Below are 16,762 nucleotides of genomic sequence, written 5' to 3'. Positions count from 1 at the left end.
ACCGGCCCTGTCCTGTGGCTGGAAACCGTGCCGTTTTCCGGCCGCTGGCTTTTTTGCCATAATGCCCCCTAGGCTCGTCCGGTTGGGATTAGAGGCAAACCATTGCCCACGAAGGCCGGTGCCGAGACATGACAACGCGTAGGCAAACGAGAGAGAACGGCCTTCGGGCCCAGGACACGATAATGACCATGACCCAAGCATCACCCCAGGTCCTTTCAAGGAAGAGTTCCGCCAGAGTCAATACCAATCTGAGCACTGCCGAACTGGTCGAGCGCGCCGTCACCCGTGGCGAGGGGCAGCTTGCCGCCAATGGCGCCCTGGTGGTGATCACCGGCGAGCGTACCGGTCGATCCCCGAAAGATCGCTTCATCGTCAAGGAGCCGTCCACTGCCGAACTGATCGACTGGGGCAGCATCAACCAGCCGTTCGACAGCAGCCAGTTCGACGCCTTGTGGGAGCGTGTCGAGGACTACCTGGCCGAGAACGAGTCCTTCGTGTCGGAGTTGCATGTCGGCGCCGATCCCGAACATTACCTGCCGATTCGTGTCACCACCGAAACTGCCTGGCACAACCTCTTCGGCCGCACGCTGTTCGTGCGCCCCGGTCAGTTCAATCCTCGTGACAAGCGCGAGTGGGAAATCCTCAACGCGCCGCATTTCACCTGCGAGCCTTCCCGCGACGGTACCCACTCCGATGGCACCGTGATCATCAACTTCGCCAAGCGCAAGGTGTTGATCGCCGGCATGCGCTACGCCGGGGAGATGAAGAAGGCCATGTTCTCGGTCCAGAACTTCCTGCTGCCGGAAAAGGACGTGCTGCCGATGCACTGCAGTGCCAACGTCGGCGAGGATGGCGAGACCACGCTGTTCTTCGGACTTTCCGGTACCGGCAAGACCACGCTCTCCGCCGATCCGGCACGCTACCTGATCGGTGACGACGAGCATGGCTGGGGCGAAGGCACGGTCTTCAATTTCGAGGGTGGCTGCTACGCCAAGACCATCGATCTGACCGAGAAGAACGAGCCGATCATCTACCGTGCGATCCGCTTCGGTACGGTGCTCGAGAACGTCGTGTTGACCGAGGAGCGCAAGCCGGACTACACCGACGATTCGCTGACCCAGAACGGCCGTGCCGCCTACCCGCTCGAGTACGTCGAAAAACGTGTCGAGGAGAACCGTGCCGGTGAGCCCAACGCCATTGTCTTCCTGACCTGTGACATGAGCGGCGTGCTGCCGCCGGTGTCGCTGCTCTCCAAGGAAGCGGCAGCCTATCACTTCCTTTCCGGCTATACCGCTAAGGTCGGCTCCACGGAAATGGGCTCCTCCAGCGGGCTGGAAGCCACCTTTTCCACCTGCTTCGGCGCGCCGTTCTTCCCGCGCCCGGCACGCGAGTACGCCGATCTGCTGATCAAGCGGGTGGAAGCATTCGGCTCCCGGGTCTATCTGGTCAACACCGGCTGGACCGGCGGTGCCTACGGCGAAGGCGGAAGCCGTTTCAGCATCCCGACCACCCGGGCGATCATCAGTGCCATCCAGTCCGGCGCGCTGAGAGACGTCGAAACCCGCCACATCGAAGGGCTCAATCTGGATGTGCCGGTGGCAGTCGAGGGCGTTGAACCTCATCTGCTCGATCCTCGCCAGGCATGGAACGATACGGCGGCTTATGAGCGCCACATGCATGAATTGACGGCGAAGTTCATCGACAACTTCAAGAAATTCGAAGGCGTCGACGAATCTATCATTGCCGCGGGGCCTCGTCAGGACTGAGAGCCATGCCTCCCGGCGGATACGCTGGGCATGCCGTCATTATCTAACAGGGGAAACCTTCGGGTTTCCCCTGTTTGCGTCATGTCGGCCATTAAACTGGCCGGGCATGTCAGGATAATGACAAGACGCGTGAGCACGCTTGCGCGACATGACTCCTGGCAGGATGGGAGTGCAACGACGCCATGTTCCGGGATTGCCGGGAGCCGGAGGACTGCTGGGGTAGGCGTTCGAGGATGGACCGCCCCCACCGGGCTGCGCTGGTGCAATGACGGTGCGGCGCTCAAGTTCGTGTCGGTGGCGACCGGCTAGCCAGCAGGGGCCGCTAGGCGCGGAATCCGTCGATGATGTGCCTCGCCAGCCCCTCGATGGCCGGCGAGGGCGCTTCGGCGGCACGTAGCAGTACGATGGAGGCGCTGTGCAGCGTGGGGAATCCTTCGGCCTCGCCGAGAATGCGCATGTTCGATGTCACCAGGCTCTGCATGAGCACCGAGACGGCCAGCCCGGCATTGACCACGGCCTGTAGCGTGGCCAGGCTGGGACTGCTGTACGCGACGCGATAGCGCCGGCCGTTACGCCCCAGGGCATGGCAGGCTCGCTGACGGCAGAAGCAGTTCTCGTCGAACAGTGCCAGCGGCACCGGTTCCTGTTCATGGGGCGAGTGGCTCTCCGCCACGACCCACACCATTGGCTCCTGACGCAGCAATTCTCCCATTTCCTGCCCCGGCTCGCGGGTCACGATACTCAAGTCCAGACTACCGTCCTGGCGCGACAGCAACTGGGTCGACGGTGCGCAGTGGACTTCCACATCCACCATCGGCCAGGTTTGCGAAAAGGAGCGAAGAATCCCCGGCAGAAAGCGCATCACATAGTCATCCGGTACGCCGATCCTGACCCGGCCCACCATGTCGGGTTGGCGCAGTACGTTGAGCGCTTCGCCATGCAGCTCGAGGATGCGTCGTGCATAGCCGAGCAGGGTGTTGCCCTCGCTGGTCAGGTGAACCTGGCGTCCACTGCGCTCGAACAGGGGGCGCCGGATCACCTCCTCTTCGAGGCGCTTGACCTGCATGCTGACGGCGGACTGGGTGCGGTTGACGGCTTCGGCGGCGCGCGTGAAGCCACCATGATCGACGATGGCGACGAAGGTGCGCAGCAGTTCATGATCGATGGTCTGGAACATGGTATTTCCATCAGCAGCATTGATGTAGAGGATCAAAAACATTCGTTGGATTGATTGCATCCTGAGCCCGAGACTTTCTTCCGTCAACGACACGACAGGAGAAAGCCGTTATGGCGCTCACGAAGGAAACCGCACGCTGTTTGCATCAGGAGGCCGAGCGCGAAGGCCGCGCAGGATTGGGTCCGGCACGCTGGCAGCGTCTGTTCGCGCATATTCAACGCTGGCGACAACTGCGTCGCGAACGCCTGCAACTCTGGAGTCTGAGCGATGCGACTCTCAAGGATATCGGCCTGTCGCGGGCTGACGTGACGCGGGAAGCACGCCGCCCGTTCTGGGATCACGACTGATGATCGAGAGCCGCCTCCATTCCCGCCGTGCCGCCGCGATGCGCACGCGGCGGGGTTTGTGATACCTTGTCGCCATTTCGCAGAAGCCTGCCGCCGTGCAGGCTTCCGGTTCCGCCGTGTCGCCCGCTTGTGAAGTGCCATGTCAGCGCCACGGTTCGTCAGTATTGCAAGGTTCACATGGACGCCAAACTCAAGATCACCCAACGCCTCGCCGAAGAACTCGCCGTACGTTCCCAGCAGATCAGTGCCGCCGTGGAGCTGCTCGATGGCGGGGCAACCGTGCCCTTCATCTCGCGCTACCGCAAGGAGGCCACCGGTGGGCTCGATGATGGGCAGTTGCGTACGCTCGAGGAGCGTCTGCGCTATCTGCGCGAACTGGAAGAGCGTCGCGAGGCCGTACTGGCCGCCATCGACGAGCAGGGCAAGCTTTCCGACGAGCTGGCCGGCCAGATCCGCGAGGCGGATACCAAGCAGCGTCTGGAAGACCTCTACCTGCCGTATCGCAAGAAGCGCCGCACCAAGGCGCAGATTGCCCGTGAAGCCGGACTCGAGCCACTGGCCGATGCTCTGCTCGATGATCCGACCCTGACGCCGGAGGCGGTCGCGGCAGACTACGTCGATACCGACAAGGGCGTGGAGGATGCCAAGGCCGCGCTCGACGGCGCCAAGCAGATCCTCATGGAGCGTTTCGCCGAGGATGCCGAGCTGGTCGGCCGTCTGCGTGATCGCCTGTGGGACGAGGGGGAGCTCTGCGCGCGGGTGATCGATGGCAAGCAGCAGGAGGGCGCCAAGTTCTCCGACTACTTCGAGCATGACGAGCGCTTGGCGAAGGTTCCCTCGCACCGTGCGCTGGCGATGTTTCGCGGCCGCAACGAGGGCGTGCTGGGCCTGGCGATCAAGCTGCCGAACGAGGACGAGGCGCCGATTCATCCCGCCGAGGTCGCCATCGCCCGGCACGTCGGCATCGAACTGTCAGGCGATGGTTCGGGTCGTGCCGCCGATCGCTGGCTGCGCGAGGTGGTGCGCTGGACCTGGCGGGTCAAGCTCTACACCCATCTCGAGACCGAGCTGATGGGGCGGCTTCGCGAACGTGCCGAACTCGATGCCATCGAGGTATTCGCCACCAATCTGGGGGATCTGCTGCTGGCGGCGCCGGCGGGGCCGCGCACGACCCTGGCGCTGGATCCGGGGCTGCGTACGGGATGCAAGGTCGCCGTCGTCGATGCCACCGGCCAGTTCAAGGAGCATGCCACCATCTATCCGCATGCACCGCAGAATCGTTGGGACGAGTCGCTCATGGTTCTGGAGCGGCTGGTCGAGAGGCATGGCGTCGAGCTGATCGCCATCGGTAACGGTACCGCCAGCCGCGAGACCGACAAGCTGGCCGCCGAGCTGGTCAAGCGCGTGGCACCGAAGATGGCGCCACACCGGATCTCCAAGGTCATGGTCAGCGAAGCGGGTGCCTCGGTCTACTCGGCCTCGGAGCTTGCCGCTCGCGAGTTTCCTGAACTCGATGTCACCATCCGCGGCGCGGTATCGATCGCCCGGCGCCTGCAGGACCCCCTGGCCGAGCTGGTCAAGATCGAGCCCAAGTCCATCGGTGTGGGGCAGTACCAGCACGACGTCTCTCAGGTGCAGCTCTCGCGCAGCCTGGAAGCGGTGGTCGAGGACTGCGTCAACGCCGTGGGGGTCGATCTCAACACCGCCTCGGGTGCGCTGCTCTCGCGGGTCTCGGGGCTCAACCCGGCGCTGGCCGAGAACATCGTCATGCACCGCAACAGCGAAGGGCGTTTCCGGAACCGTCGCGAACTGCTCAAGGTCAGCCGTCTGGGGCCGAAAACCTTCGAGCAGTGTGCCGGTTTCCTGCGCATCATGGATGGCGTCAATCCGCTCGACGCCAGCGCGGTTCACCCCGAGGCGTATCCGGTGGTATCGCGTATCGCCGAGAAGAACGACCGCGAACTGGCCAGTCTGATCGGTGACAGCGCATTCCTGAAGTCGCTCAGGCCCGCCGACTACGTGGATGATACCTTCGGGGTGCCCACGGTGACCGACATCCTCGGCGAGCTCGACAAGCCGGGGCGCGATCCGCGTCCCGAGTTCCGTGCCGCCGAGTTCCGTGAAGGCGTGGAAAAGCTGAGCGATCTGCAACCGGGCATGATTCTCGAGGGCACCGTCACCAACGTCACGCATTTCGGCGCATTCGTCGATATCGGTGTCCATCAGGACGGACTGGTGCACATTTCCGCGCTGTCCGACAAGTTCATCGAGGATCCCCGTCAGGTGGTCAAGGCCGGCGACATCGTCAAGGTCAAGGTCATGGATATCGATCTCGACCGGGGGCGGGTCGGTCTGTCGATGCGCCTCTCCGACGAGCCTGGCGAGAAGCAGGAGGGCCGCTCGGCAGGCGGCGCGCGCCAGGGGCGTGAGGCGTCGAAGGGGCGTCCTCAGAAGGCCCGCCGCGGTGGGTCATCACGTAACCCGGTGGAGGCATCGCCGATGGGGGCGCTGGGTGAAGCGCTGCTCAAGGCGCGCCGGGGCAAGTGACCCTGGACTTCGTCAGGCCAAGCGGGCTTACCTTGCAAGCCTGGATGCGATCATCATAATGTGACATTCATTGCCGGATCCTGGCTGCGCTCAGCATCCGGCATCGCTATCCGCTTCATGGCACGATCGCCGGATTGGTGCCGGCGCAACGTAATGGAGAAGGCCTTCTTCTCCCATGACATAGGGTATTCACCTTGTCCGAGCAACTCGCCACCGCCATCGCCCGGCTTAAGGGGCCAGCCCGCCAGGGAAAAATCGGCCGCCTGCGTCGCGGCATCGAAAAGGAGGGGTTACGTGTCGATGACCGGGGACGCATCGCCCAGACGCGCCACCCCTATGCCCTGGGGTCGAAACTGACCCATCCGCACATCACCACGGACTATTCCGAGGCGCTACTGGAGTTCATCACGCCCGTCTATTGCCGGCCCGGGGATGCCATGGCGTTTCTCGCCGATCTGCATCGCTACACCTATCGTCATCTCGAGGACGAGCTGATCTGGCCGGCCAGCATGCCCAGCCGACTGGCAGGCAACGACAGCGTGCCCATCGCCGATTACGGCACGTCCAATATCGGCACCATGAAGCATGTCTACCGCAAGGGGCTCGACGTTCGCTATGGCCGCATCATGCAGGCGATCGCCGGGGTGCACTATAACGTCTCGCTACCGGAAGCGTTCTGGCCGCTGCTGCGTGAGCTGGACGGACGCGGCGACGAGAATCTCGATGGCTACCGTTCGAGCCGCTACTTCGACCTGATCCGCAACTTCCGTCGCAACAGCTGGCTGCTGCTCTATCTGTTTGGCGCCTCGCCGGCGCTGGATCGCAGCTTCCTGACCGGCAAGGTGCCCGACAAGCTCCAGGCGCACGGGCGCGAGACCCTGGTTTCCCCCTATGCCACCAGCCTGCGCATGTCGGATCTGGGCTATCAGAACAAGGTCCAGTCGCAGCTACGCATCTGTTTCAATTCACTGTCGAACTACGTCGGCACTCTGCGCCACGCCATCTCGGCGCCCTGGCCGGCCTACGAGGCGCTGGGCGTCGACAACGACGGTGACTGGCAGCAGCTCAATGCCAATATCCTGCAGATCGAGAACGAGTATTACAGCGATATCCGTCCCAAGCGGGTGGCCCGCCATCACGAGACGCCGACGCAGGCCCTGGAGGCGCGTGGTGTCGAATACATCGAGGTGCGCTGTCTGGATCTCAACCCGTTCCTGGCAATGGGAATCGACGAGACCCAGATGCGCTTCCTGGACACGTTCCTGGTGTGGTGCCTGCTCTCGGAAAGCCCATGGATCTCCGATGATGAGTGCGATCGCCTGGATGACAACCGTCGCCTGGTGGTGGAACGTGGCCGCGATCCTGAGCTGCGTCTCGATGTTCACGGCCGCCAGTGCTATCTGCGTGAACGGGCGCAGGAGATCTTCGCCGAACTTGCCGGCGTCGCCGAGCTGCTGGATCTGATCGAGGACAGCACGCCCCATGCCGAGGCGCTGGCCGCGCTGACGCCGCGCCTCGACGATGCCGGACTGACCCCGTCCGGGCAGCTGCTGGCCGCGCTGGAGCGTGACGATGCCGAGTTTGTCGACTACATCCTGGCGCTGGCGCGGGACCAGGCTGCGCAGCTGCGCCAGGAGCCGATGGATGATGCCCGGGAGGCGCTGTTCTCCGAGTTGAACGCGACCTCGCATCAACAGCAGAACGACATCGAGGAGGCCGACCGGGAGGGGTTCGCCGAATTCCTCGATGCCTACTTCAGGCGTGCGCGGGAATCTCGTCCTGCTGCCTGAGACAGATCACGGCCTGTCATTCGGCAGGCCCGGCCGTTTCCCGTGGAGTTGGCGCTCGATGATGACAAGGCTTGCTCAAGCAAGTACCCGCCAGTGGTGTCTGGCGGGACTGTTGATGTGCATCTTGATGATGGGGGTGGCGTTGATACTGCAATACGTCTTCGCTCTCGCCCCCTGCCCGCTATGTATCTTCCAGCGTGTGGCGGTGCTGACCGCAGCGCTGGTATTTGCCGTTGGCGCACTGCACAATCCCAGACGACGGGGCGGTATCGTCTACGGCGTTCTGGCGTTGCTGGCCGTGCTGGGCGGCATAATTGTCGCCGGGCGACACGTCTGGCTACAGTCGCTACCCCCCGAAAAGGTACCCAGTTGCGGTCCGGGGCTGGACTATATGCTGGAAATACTGCCATTGTGGGACGTCCTGGCGCGTGTGCTGTCCGGCTCGGGGGAGTGTGCCGAGGTTGCCGGCCGACTGCTGGGGATGACCATCCCGCAATGGACGCTGATCGGTTTCGCCGTACTGGCCCTGGTGCCGCTGGGGCTGATCGCGAGTCGGCTGAAGAGGACGCGGGAGTAGAGAGTCTTTCCCGGTTCGCCGCTGGCTCGCGGCCAATGCGTCAATATCATGGATGAACCGGCCCGCGTTTGACGGGCCAAGCAACGTCGGAGGCGCTCATGCTTGAACACTGTAAAACCGCTCTGGAACGCTGGGGGGGCGTTCACGAACTGATCGATCGCTGGCTGGAGGAGCGTCGCGAAATGCTCGTCGCGTTCATGGATCTGCGCGAGGCCTGCGATGCCGAACTCGATACCGTGCCCAAGGTGCGCATCGACCGTTTCAGCGAGTTGCTGATGGACTACATCAGCGCCGGGCATTTCGAGATCTACCCGCAATTGCGCGAGGAAGCCAATACCTTCCAGGATGCCGAGGCACTGATACTGGCCGACAAGCTGTTGCAGCGTCTCGACATGTCCACGCAATTGGTGCTGGAGTTCGACAAGGACTATTCCAGCCCGATTCGCTGCCAGCAGCATCTGTCGCGGCTGCCGGCCTGGCTGGATCGATTGTCCAAGGGGCTGACCGAGCGCTTCGCGCTCGAGGACCAGTTGATCGGGCGTCTGCATGCCGCTCATGCGCCGCCGCCTGCCGCCTCCGCCGCCGCTCGGGTGCATCCTCCCGAAACCTGAGCGGGCCTTCGTGGTTAACGCGCCATACCTAACGAGAAGCCGCCCCGATGGGCGGCTTCTGCGTCTCCGGCGTCAGGCCCGGCCGCGCAGCCGCGCCCAGCGTTGCCCGAATCTGGCGCCGAGCGCCAGCATGCAGGGTGTCAGTAACAGGGTCAGACCGGTAGCGAAGGTCAGTCCGCCGGCGATGGCGCTGGAGAGCTGGGTCCACCACTGGGTGGACGGAGCACCGATGCCCAGGCTGGGAGCCAGCAGGTTGACGTTGACGCCCATTACCATGGGCATCAGGCCGAGCACGGTGGTAACGGCGGTCAGCAGCACCGGACGCAGACGCAGGGTGCCGGCTTCCAGGGCGGCTTCCAGCGGCGCGAGTCCCTCGGCGCGCAGCTGGTTGTAGGCATCGATCAGAACGATGTTGTTGTTTACCACGATGCCCGCCAGGGCGATGATGCCCATCCCGACCATGACCACGCCGAAGGGCTGGGCAGTGATCAATAGCCCCAGCAGCACGCCGGCGGTCGACAGCACGACGGCGGAAAGTACCAGCCCGGCCTGGTAGAGGCTGTTGAACTGGGTCACCAGGATCAGCGCCATCAGGAACAGCGCGACGAAGGCGGCAATGCCCAGAAAGCGGCTGGTTTCCTGCTGATCTTCCTGTTCGCCGGCGAAATTCACATTGACGCCTTCGGGCAGTTCACTCAGCGTTTCTTGCAGGGCGTTGAGGCGCTCGGTGACCTGATACCCCGAGGCGACATCCGCCTGCAGCGTCAGGGTGCGCCGGCCATCGACCCGGTGCAGCGTGTCGACCCGGTCGGCCGGTATCAGACGCACGAACTGGGACAGCGGGACCTGGCCTCGCGAGGTGGTCAGGGTGACGCGTTCCAGCTGATCCAGGGTGCGCCAGGCCTGAGGGAAGCGGACCCGGATGTCCACTTCGTCGGTGACATCCTGGGGGCGATACTCGGCGACCTGCACGCCGGTGGTGACCAGTTGTACGGCACTGCCCACGCTGGTCACGTCCGCGCCGAAGCGTGCTGCGGCCTCGCGATCGACCACGAAGCGCCATTCCACCCCCGGCAGGTTGCGGTTGTCCTCGACGTCACGGAAGCCACCCAGACGCGCCATGGCGTCACGCAGCATTTCGGTGGCCACGATGGCCTGGGCCGGATCGCGCGCGCTGATTTCGAGTTCGATCGGCTTGCCGGAAGTGGGGCCGTTCTCCTCCTCGCGCAATTCCAGCACGATACCGGGCAGATCGGCCGTACGGCGTTGCATGTCGGCGAGAATCCGGGATGCCGGACGGCGCTGCTCCCAGTCGATGAGCTGGAACTGCAGCACGCCGATCACGTCGGCGGCCTGTTGCTGCCGCTGGGGCGGCGTGGCGAACGATCGGGCGTAGAGCGCCTCGATCTCGGCCATGCCATCGAGGCGTCGCTCGACCCGGCGGACCACGGCATCCTTCTCTTCGACCGACAGGTCGCCCCGTGCCCGTACCCAGACCTGAGCGGAATCGGGCTCCACGCTGGGGAAGAATTCCACCCCGTGATTGAAGCGTGCGTAGCCGATGTAGGTGGCGACGATCAACGCCAGGGAGAGCGTCAGGGTCAGGCCGGGAAAACGCAGCAGGCGGGCCAGAACGCGACGATACAGGCGCCCGCCGGCACTGAGCGAGGTCTGGACCGGGCGCCGGTTTCCCCCGACCAGACTGCCGAGCGTCGGCAGGAAGATCAGCGCCATGGCCAGCGACGCCAGCAGACAGAGAATGACCGTGGCGGGCAGATATTTCATGAACTCCCCCACCACGCCGGGCCAGAACAGCAGCGGCGCAAAGACCGCCAGGGTGGTGGCGGTCGAGGCGATCACCGGCCAGGCCATGCGGCTGGCGGCATTGGTCCAGGCCTCGCGGGGGGACTGGCCTTCACCGAGGTGGCGGTCGGCCAGTTCGCTGACCACGATGGCGCCGTCGACCAGCATGCCGGCGACCAGGATCAGGGCGAACAGCACCACGATGTTCATGGTGAAGCCGATCGACCAGATCAGCAGGATGCCGGTCAGGAAGGCGCCGGGAATCGTCAGCCCTACCAGCAGGGCGGAGCGCAGCCCCATGGTGGCGATGATCACGATGAGTACCAGGACCACCGCCGTCAGTACATTGTTGAGCAGTTCCGAGAGCATGCTCTGCACTTGGGTGGACTGGTCCATGATGATGCTGGTGTCGAGCCCGGCGGGCAGTAGCGGCGCTGCCTCGTCGAGCAATGCCTTGACCTGGTCGATGGTGGCGATGATGTTGGCGCCGGCCCGCTTGGAGACTTCCAATACCACGGCCGGCTGGCCATTGATGCGGGCGAAACCGGCCGGGTCCTTGAAGGTCCGGCGGATCTGCGCCACGTCGCCGAAGGTGACGACGGTGTCGCCCTCGACCTTGACCGGCATGGCCAGGACATCCTCGAGGTTCTCGATGACACCGGGCACCTTCATGCTCAGCCGGCCGGCGCCGGTATCCAGGCTGCCCGCGGCTACCAGCCGGTTGTTGCGTGAAATGAGGTTGAGCAGGGTATCGAAATCGAGACCGTAGCTGTCGAGCACCAGCGGGTCGACGACGATCTCCAGCAGATCCTCGCGCTCACCCCCGATGTCCACTTCCAGCACTTCGGGGATGCCTTCGATCTCCTGCTGCAGCTCACGGGCAGTCTCCATCAGGATGTTCTCGTCCACCTGACCCGACAGGCCGACCGACAGCACCGGAAACAGGGCCACGTTGACTTCCATGACCCGCGGTTCGTCGGCTTCCGTAGGCAGCTCGGCACGCGCCGTGTCGACTTTCTCGCGCACGTCGTCCAGCGCCTGGCGTGGATCGAAGCCGGCATCGAACTCCAGATTGATCGAGGCATGGCCTTCAGTGGCTTGCGAGGTCATCTTCTTCACGCCTTCGATGGCGCGCAGCTCCTGCTCCATGGGACGCGCCAGCAGCCGTTCGGCATCCTCGGGGCTGATCCCCTCGAGCGACATCATCACGTAGATCATGGGGATGGTGACGTCGGGATTGGATTCCTTGGGAATGGCCTGGTAGGCGACGAGCCCCGCCACCAGCAGGAACAGCAGCAGGAGTAGCGTGGTCCGGGCACGGTCCAGCGCGGCGTGGATCAGGGTCCGCATCAGTTGGCTACCTCGGAAGCTTCATGCCGGGACTCCCTGGCAGCAGTGACAGCTTCGTCCTCGGTGATGGCCCCCACGGGAGCGGGCGATGCCGGTTGCTCGGCGGTTTCGACCTGCTGGCCGGGCGTGACGAACCCGCCTCCCAAGGTGATCAGACGCAGCTGTTCCGGCAGACCGTCGACCCAGGCGCGTGAAGCGTCGGCACTCAGCAGTTCGACTGGGGTAAAGCGTACGCGGTCCTGCGCATCGACGTGCTTGACGCCGAGTCGTCCCTGTTCGTCCAGCGCCAGCAATGCGGGAGACAACCGGTGCGCCTGACGCTCGGGCAGAGCAACGTCGATTCTGGCACTGGCGCCGGCGATGCGCAGTTGATCGGGATTGTCGAGCAGTGCCTCCACCGCATAGCTGCGGGTCGCCTCGTCGGCCACGCTGGCGATGTAGGTGAGCGTACCTTGCAGGGTGCGTCCGTCGAGCAGGGTGGCGGTGACCGGTAGACCGGGCGACAGGCCGAAAGCCTCGCGCTGCGGAACCTGGCCGATGCCCTTGAGCTGAGTCAGGTCGACCAGCGTGGCGTAGGTCTCGCCGATCTGCAGTGTATCGCCGAGTTCCACGTTGCGCTGATCGAATATGCCGGTAAAAGGGGCCGTCGGCTGCATGTGCTCCAGGGTGGCCTGCAGCGCTTCGCGCTCGGCCCTGGCCTGGGCGAGTTCACTTTGCAGACGCAGCAGATCGTTCTCTGAGGTCAGATTCTTGCTGCGCAGCTGCTTGGCGCCGCGCAGCTCGGCCTCCTGCAGGGCCACCTCCGCTTCGGCCTGGGCCAGCCTGGCCGGTAGATCCTCAGGTGCCATGCGCAGCAATTGTTCGCCGGCCTCGACCCGCTCGCCCTGTTCCACCGGCAATGCCGTGACCCGCCCGGCGGTCTGGGCACGTAACGCGACCTGACGCTTGGGGATCAACTGCCCCTGGATCACCACATGCGGCACGTAGGGTTCGCTCTGCGACAAGCGTGTCTCGACGCGAAACACCGCATTATCGGCGGCGGGGGGAGCGATGTCGGCGGGGGCCTGATCACGGGCGACGTACATGTCACCGAGACTCATCCAGACGATCAGCAGGATAGCCAGCAGGGCGGCCAGCAGCAGCGAGCCGTACTTCAAGGGGACACGCATCGGGTGCTCCAATTACGCAGGGAGGCCAGAGAATAACAGCGGAACCTGACCGGCTGTACCGTGACGCGCCATCGCCGGGTTGCGATCGTCAGGGAGAGGCATGGTCTGTCGGAGCTGAAAGATGCCCATTCATCGAATGCTGCGGGCGGAGTGGCTCGCCAGCCCTTACCCGGCGACGGCGTCCGGGTAAGGGCACGGACGGTCTCAGCCGGCAGGCGCGGCCAGCTTGAGCGTCTTGTGCGTGCGGTGGCGCACTTCGCGCAGCAGCGCACCGTCATTGGCCAGTTCGCCGGCGCGGGCGGGGACGATCTGCTGCAGGCGTTCCTGCCAGACAGGGGAGGCGAACTTCTCGGGAAAGCAGCGCTCCATCAGGTCGAACATGATGGACGTGGCGGTCGAAGCGCCGGGGGAGGCGCCCAGCAGGGCGGCGAGGGAGCCGTCGCCTGCCGCGACGATCTCGGTGCCGAACTGCAGCAGGCCGCCCTTCTGGGGATCCTGCTTGATGATCTGGACGCGTTGTCCGGCCACTTCGAGACGCCAGTCGTCGGCCTTGGCGTTGGGGTAGAAGGCTTGCAGTTCCTCGACACGCTGACCGTGGGACAACCGGACCTGTTCGAGAAGGTACTTGACCAGACTGAAGTTGTCGCGGGCCACCGCCAGCATCGGCGCCAGGTTCGAAGAGCGCACCGACCTGACCAGGTCGAAGATCGAGCCGGTCTTCAGGAACTTGGTGGTGAAGCCGGCGAAGGGCCCGAACAGCAGGGAGGGGGTGCCGTCGACGTTACGTGTGTCCAGGTGAGGAATCGACATCGGCGGGGCGCCGATGGCCGCCTTGCTGTAGACCTTGGCGTGATGCTGGGAGACGATCTCGGGCTTGTCGCAGCGTAGCCACTGACCGCTGACGGGGAAGCCCGCGTAGCCCTTGGACTCGGGAATGCCGCTCTTCTGCAGCAGATGCAACGAAGCCCCTCCGGCACCGAGAAACACGAAGCGCGCGTTCAGCACACGCTGCTTGCCGCCGTTGACATCGACCTTGAGCGACCAGCGTCCGTCACGGGTGCGCTCGAGATCACGGATCGACTGCCCGGTGCTGACACTCACCTGTTCATTCGGCAGGGCCTCGAGACGCTTGAGCAGCTGGCGTGTCAGCGCTCCGAAATCGACGTCGGTGCCGGCTTCGCTCCAGGTCGCGGCAAGCTTCTCGTCCGTTTCGCGGCCGTCGAGCAGCAGCGGGGCCCACTTGGTGATGACGTCGGGATCCTCGGTGTACAGCATGGCGTCGAAGCAGGGGTGCTGGCGCATGGCATCGAAGCGTGCGCGCAGAAACTCCACGTCCCGCTCGCCACGCACGAAGCTCATGTGCGGGACGGGGTGGACGAAGCGGGCGGGATCGCCGAGGTCGCCATGTTCCACCAGGTAGCTCCAGAGCTGCTTGGACTCCTCGAACATGGTGTTGATCTGGATGGCCTTGTCGATGTTCACCGAGCCATCGGCTGCCTGCGGCGTATAGTTGAGCTCGCACAAGCCCGCGTGACCGGTACCGGCATTGTTCCAGGCAAAGGAACTCTCGCTGGCAGGAGTCTCGAGTCGCTCGATGATCTCGATACGCGATTCCGGCTCCAGCTCGTTAAGGAGTGTCGCAAGCGTTGCGCTCATCACTCCCGCTCCTACGAGTACGATGTCTACTGCCTCATCCATAATGTTTGCCAACCGTTAATGTGATCATCAAAGAGGGTGCGTCGGTCATCCAGGCGAACGGCATCGCGGGCCGACGAGATCGATGTTTGCTGCAAGGGAGACTACGAGTATCTGACGATCTGTACTGAAGCACGGAGGGAAATGCCCCGGGGGCCCGCATGCCGTGAGCGATGTGTGCGGCATAGGCCGAGGATGCCAGGGTGAAAGTGTCGAGGTGCGACAGGATGGCATCGTGTATTGTGGCTTCAGTCAGCTCGTGCATGCATGCCCTTATGCGCGGCCATGATGAATAGCGTTATCGGAAACGGGGCCCAATATATCGTATCCGCAGCAATTAGCTCTTAGCGATACGGATAAGGCCGGTGTATAGCCGTCCCGGGGTGTCGTTGTCATGGTGCTTCCAACGCTTGCGTCACGCTGGCCGGTTCTCGTCAAAGCCTTCGAGTCTAACATATCCCGCCGACACACCGGGCCTCGCGCCGAGGTTCATCGTTCACGACCATGCCGATAATGGCGGCTGGCAAGGCTCATTCGCGCAGGCTGAGAATGCGCCAGCCACGAGCCAGGGCGGTATCACGCAGGATCTCGTCCGGGTCGACCGCAACCGGATTGTCGATGCGCTCCAGCAGGGGGATGTCGTTATGCGAATCGCTGTAGAACCAGGCGTCGTCGAGCGTGATGTCCTGCGAAGTCAACCACTGCTCCAGGCGGGTCACTTTACCTTCGCGATAGCTCGGTGTGCCCTGGACCTTGCTGGTATAACGGCCGTCGATCATTTCCGGCTCCACGGCGATGAGGTGTTCGACGCCCAGGCGCTCGGCGATGGGGCCGGTGATGAAGCGGTTGGTGGCGGTAATGATCAGCAGTGTGTCGCCACGCGCCCGATGACGGGCCAGGAGCTCCTCGGCCTTGACCAGAATATGCGGCTCGATCTTGCTGGCCATGAACTGCTGATGCCAGGCGGCCAGTTGTTCGGAAGAGTTGTCGGCGAGCGGCTTGAGCGCCAGGGCCAGGTAGGCCTGGATATCCAGCGTGCCGTTCCGGTAGTCGCGCAGAAACCCTTCGTTGGCTTCGCGGTACGTTACCGGATCGACCGCACCCTGTTCGATGAGGAACTCTCCCCAGGCGTGGTCGCTGTCGCAGGACAGCAATGTGTTGTCGAGATCGAAGATGGCCAGACTCAAGAATGTTCCCCTTGCGTATGCGTATTGTGTCGGTTATTCGATGAGGTACGCCAGGCAGGCAGCAAAACGCCTGTCGAAGCGCGAAAATTATTGCAGAACCGGCGAGGGTTGCCCACTGAGTGAGCGTCGTAAAATGCCGCCTTTTCGCTTATTGAAGGGCTTTCCGGCTTTATGGAAGAATGGACGCAACATGGTTCTATAAGGTGACGTCCGTGATCGACGCTGACGGCTTTCGGCCGAACGTTGGCATCATCATTGCCAACCCTCATGGCCAGCTGCTCTGGGCGCGTCGGGTGGGACAGAATGCTTGGCAATTTCCACAAGGAGGTATCAAGGCGCACGAAACACCGCAACAGGCCCTGTACCGGGAACTCAAGGAGGAGATCGGACTCTCCCCGGAGGATGTCGAGGTCCTTGCCTGTACCCGTGGATGGCTGCGCTATCGTCTCCCGCGACGCATGGTTAGAACGCACTCCTGGCCGGTCTGCATTGGCCAGAAGCAGAAGTGGTTTCTATTGAAGATTCGCTGTCAGGACAGCCGGATCTGTGTGGATACGACACCCAAGCCGGAGTTCGATGGCTGGCGCTGGGTGAGTTACTGGTATCCACTGGGACAGGTTGTGCCTTTCAAGCGGGAGGTCTACCGTCGCGCGTTGCGCGAACTGGCACCTCGTGTGCACCGGTTGGCCGGTGACGACCTGCGCTAGCCCTGCCCGGGCTGGCCAGGGTCACTGGCTTGTTAT

General features: G+C 63.7%; 12 protein-coding genes. 7 read left to right on the top strand and 5 right to left on the bottom strand.

The genetic code is table 11. The annotated features are described in order from the left end of the window. The first annotated feature begins 182 nt into the window (after positions 1–182). A complete protein-coding gene (locus ACYQ12_RS13660) occupies positions 183–1,766 on the top strand; it encodes a phosphoenolpyruvate carboxykinase (RefSeq protein ID WP_459872741.1) in 1,584 nt (527 codons plus the stop codon). A gap of 322 nt (positions 1,767–2,088) precedes the next feature. Here ACYQ12_RS13660 and ACYQ12_RS13655 read toward each other — a convergent pair whose 3' ends face one another. Then, positions 2,089–2,943 (bottom strand): LysR substrate-binding domain-containing protein, encoded by an 855-nt coding sequence (locus ACYQ12_RS13655; protein ID WP_459872739.1) that lies wholly within the window; start codon positions 2,941–2,943, stop codon positions 2,089–2,091. Positions 2,944–3,053: 110 nt separating this feature from the next. Between ACYQ12_RS13655 and ACYQ12_RS13650 the strand changes: the two genes are divergently transcribed. The 5 genes from ACYQ12_RS13650 to rsd all read left to right on the top strand — a co-directional run bounded on the left by ACYQ12_RS13650 (position 3,054) and on the right by rsd (position 8,815). Further along, positions 3,054–3,290: a DUF1127 domain-containing protein gene (locus ACYQ12_RS13650; RefSeq protein ID WP_459872737.1), complete on the top strand. Its 237-nt coding sequence runs from the start codon at positions 3,054–3,056 to the stop codon at positions 3,288–3,290. Positions 3,291–3,467: 177 nt separating this feature from the next. Then, positions 3,468–5,837 carry a Tex family protein gene (locus tag ACYQ12_RS13645; protein ID WP_459872735.1) on the top strand — a complete coding sequence of 790 codons (2,370 nt, stop codon included), beginning with the start codon at positions 3,468–3,470 and terminating at the stop codon, positions 5,835–5,837. A 194-nt stretch (positions 5,838–6,031) separates the two neighbouring features. Continuing rightward, positions 6,032–7,627, top strand: coding sequence for a glutamate--cysteine ligase (gene gshA, locus ACYQ12_RS13640; protein ID WP_459872733.1), 1,596 nt, complete (start codon positions 6,032–6,034; stop codon positions 7,625–7,627). A gap of 58 nt (positions 7,628–7,685) precedes the next feature. Continuing rightward, the gene (locus ACYQ12_RS13635) at positions 7,686–8,204 is read left to right on the top strand and encodes a disulfide bond formation protein B (protein ID WP_459872731.1); all 519 of its coding nucleotides are present in this window, start codon (positions 7,686–7,688) and stop codon (positions 8,202–8,204) included. Between the two features lie 98 nt (positions 8,205–8,302). Then, complete coding sequence (rsd, locus tag ACYQ12_RS13630) at positions 8,303–8,815, top strand: sigma D regulator (RefSeq protein ID WP_459872729.1); 513 nt, start codon at positions 8,303–8,305, stop codon at positions 8,813–8,815. A 72-nt stretch (positions 8,816–8,887) separates the two neighbouring features. On the opposite strand, the gene ACYQ12_RS13625 is transcribed toward rsd, so the two are convergent. From ACYQ12_RS13625 to ACYQ12_RS13610, 4 genes are all read right to left on the bottom strand, one after another. After that, entirely contained in the window at positions 8,888–11,968 is a 3,081-nt protein-coding gene (locus ACYQ12_RS13625) for an efflux RND transporter permease subunit (protein ID WP_459872727.1), read from the bottom strand. Next, on the bottom strand, positions 11,968–13,137 hold the full coding sequence (locus ACYQ12_RS13620) for an efflux RND transporter periplasmic adaptor subunit (protein WP_459872725.1): 1,170 nt from the start codon (positions 13,135–13,137) through the stop codon (positions 11,968–11,970). Before ACYQ12_RS13620 ends, ACYQ12_RS13625 begins: the two co-directional genes overlap by 1 nt. 204 nt (positions 13,138–13,341) lie before the next feature. Continuing rightward, entirely contained in the window at positions 13,342–14,835 is a 1,494-nt protein-coding gene (gene mqo / locus ACYQ12_RS13615) for a malate dehydrogenase (quinone) (protein WP_459872723.1), read from the bottom strand. 527 nt (positions 14,836–15,362) lie between these two features. Continuing rightward, positions 15,363–16,019: a histidinol-phosphatase gene (locus ACYQ12_RS13610; RefSeq protein ID WP_459872721.1), complete on the bottom strand. Its 657-nt coding sequence runs from the start codon at positions 16,017–16,019 to the stop codon at positions 15,363–15,365. 212 nt (positions 16,020–16,231) lie between these two features. Here ACYQ12_RS13610 and ACYQ12_RS13605 point away from each other — a divergent pair, with 212 nt between their 5' ends. Beyond that, positions 16,232–16,726: an RNA pyrophosphohydrolase gene (locus ACYQ12_RS13605; RefSeq protein ID WP_459872719.1), complete on the top strand. Its 495-nt coding sequence runs from the start codon at positions 16,232–16,234 to the stop codon at positions 16,724–16,726. Positions 16,727–16,762: the final 36 nt, after the last annotated feature.

Source organism: Halomonas shantousis (genome assembly GCF_054654615.1).
This window is presented reverse-complemented; position numbering and strand designations above follow the sequence as displayed.

Coding starts and splice junctions, on each gene's coding strand:
- ACYQ12_RS13660 (WP_459872741.1), top strand. CDS start 183: ATGACCATGACCCAAGCATCACCCCAGGTCCTTTCAAGGAAGAGTTCC.
- ACYQ12_RS13655 (WP_459872739.1), bottom strand. CDS start 2,943: ATGTTCCAGACCATCGATCATGAACTGCTGCGCACCTTCGTCGCCATC.
- ACYQ12_RS13650 (WP_459872737.1), top strand. CDS start 3,054: ATGGCGCTCACGAAGGAAACCGCACGCTGTTTGCATCAGGAGGCCGAG.
- ACYQ12_RS13645 (WP_459872735.1), top strand. CDS start 3,468: ATGGACGCCAAACTCAAGATCACCCAACGCCTCGCCGAAGAACTCGCC.
- ACYQ12_RS13635 (WP_459872731.1), top strand. CDS start 7,686: ATGATGACAAGGCTTGCTCAAGCAAGTACCCGCCAGTGGTGTCTGGCG.
- rsd (WP_459872729.1), top strand. CDS start 8,303: ATGCTTGAACACTGTAAAACCGCTCTGGAACGCTGGGGGGGCGTTCAC.
- ACYQ12_RS13625 (WP_459872727.1), bottom strand. CDS start 11,968: ATGCGGACCCTGATCCACGCCGCGCTGGACCGTGCCCGGACCACGCTA.
- ACYQ12_RS13620 (WP_459872725.1), bottom strand. CDS start 13,137: ATGCGTGTCCCCTTGAAGTACGGCTCGCTGCTGCTGGCCGCCCTGCTG.
- mqo (WP_459872723.1), bottom strand. CDS start 14,835: ATGGATGAGGCAGTAGACATCGTACTCGTAGGAGCGGGAGTGATGAGC.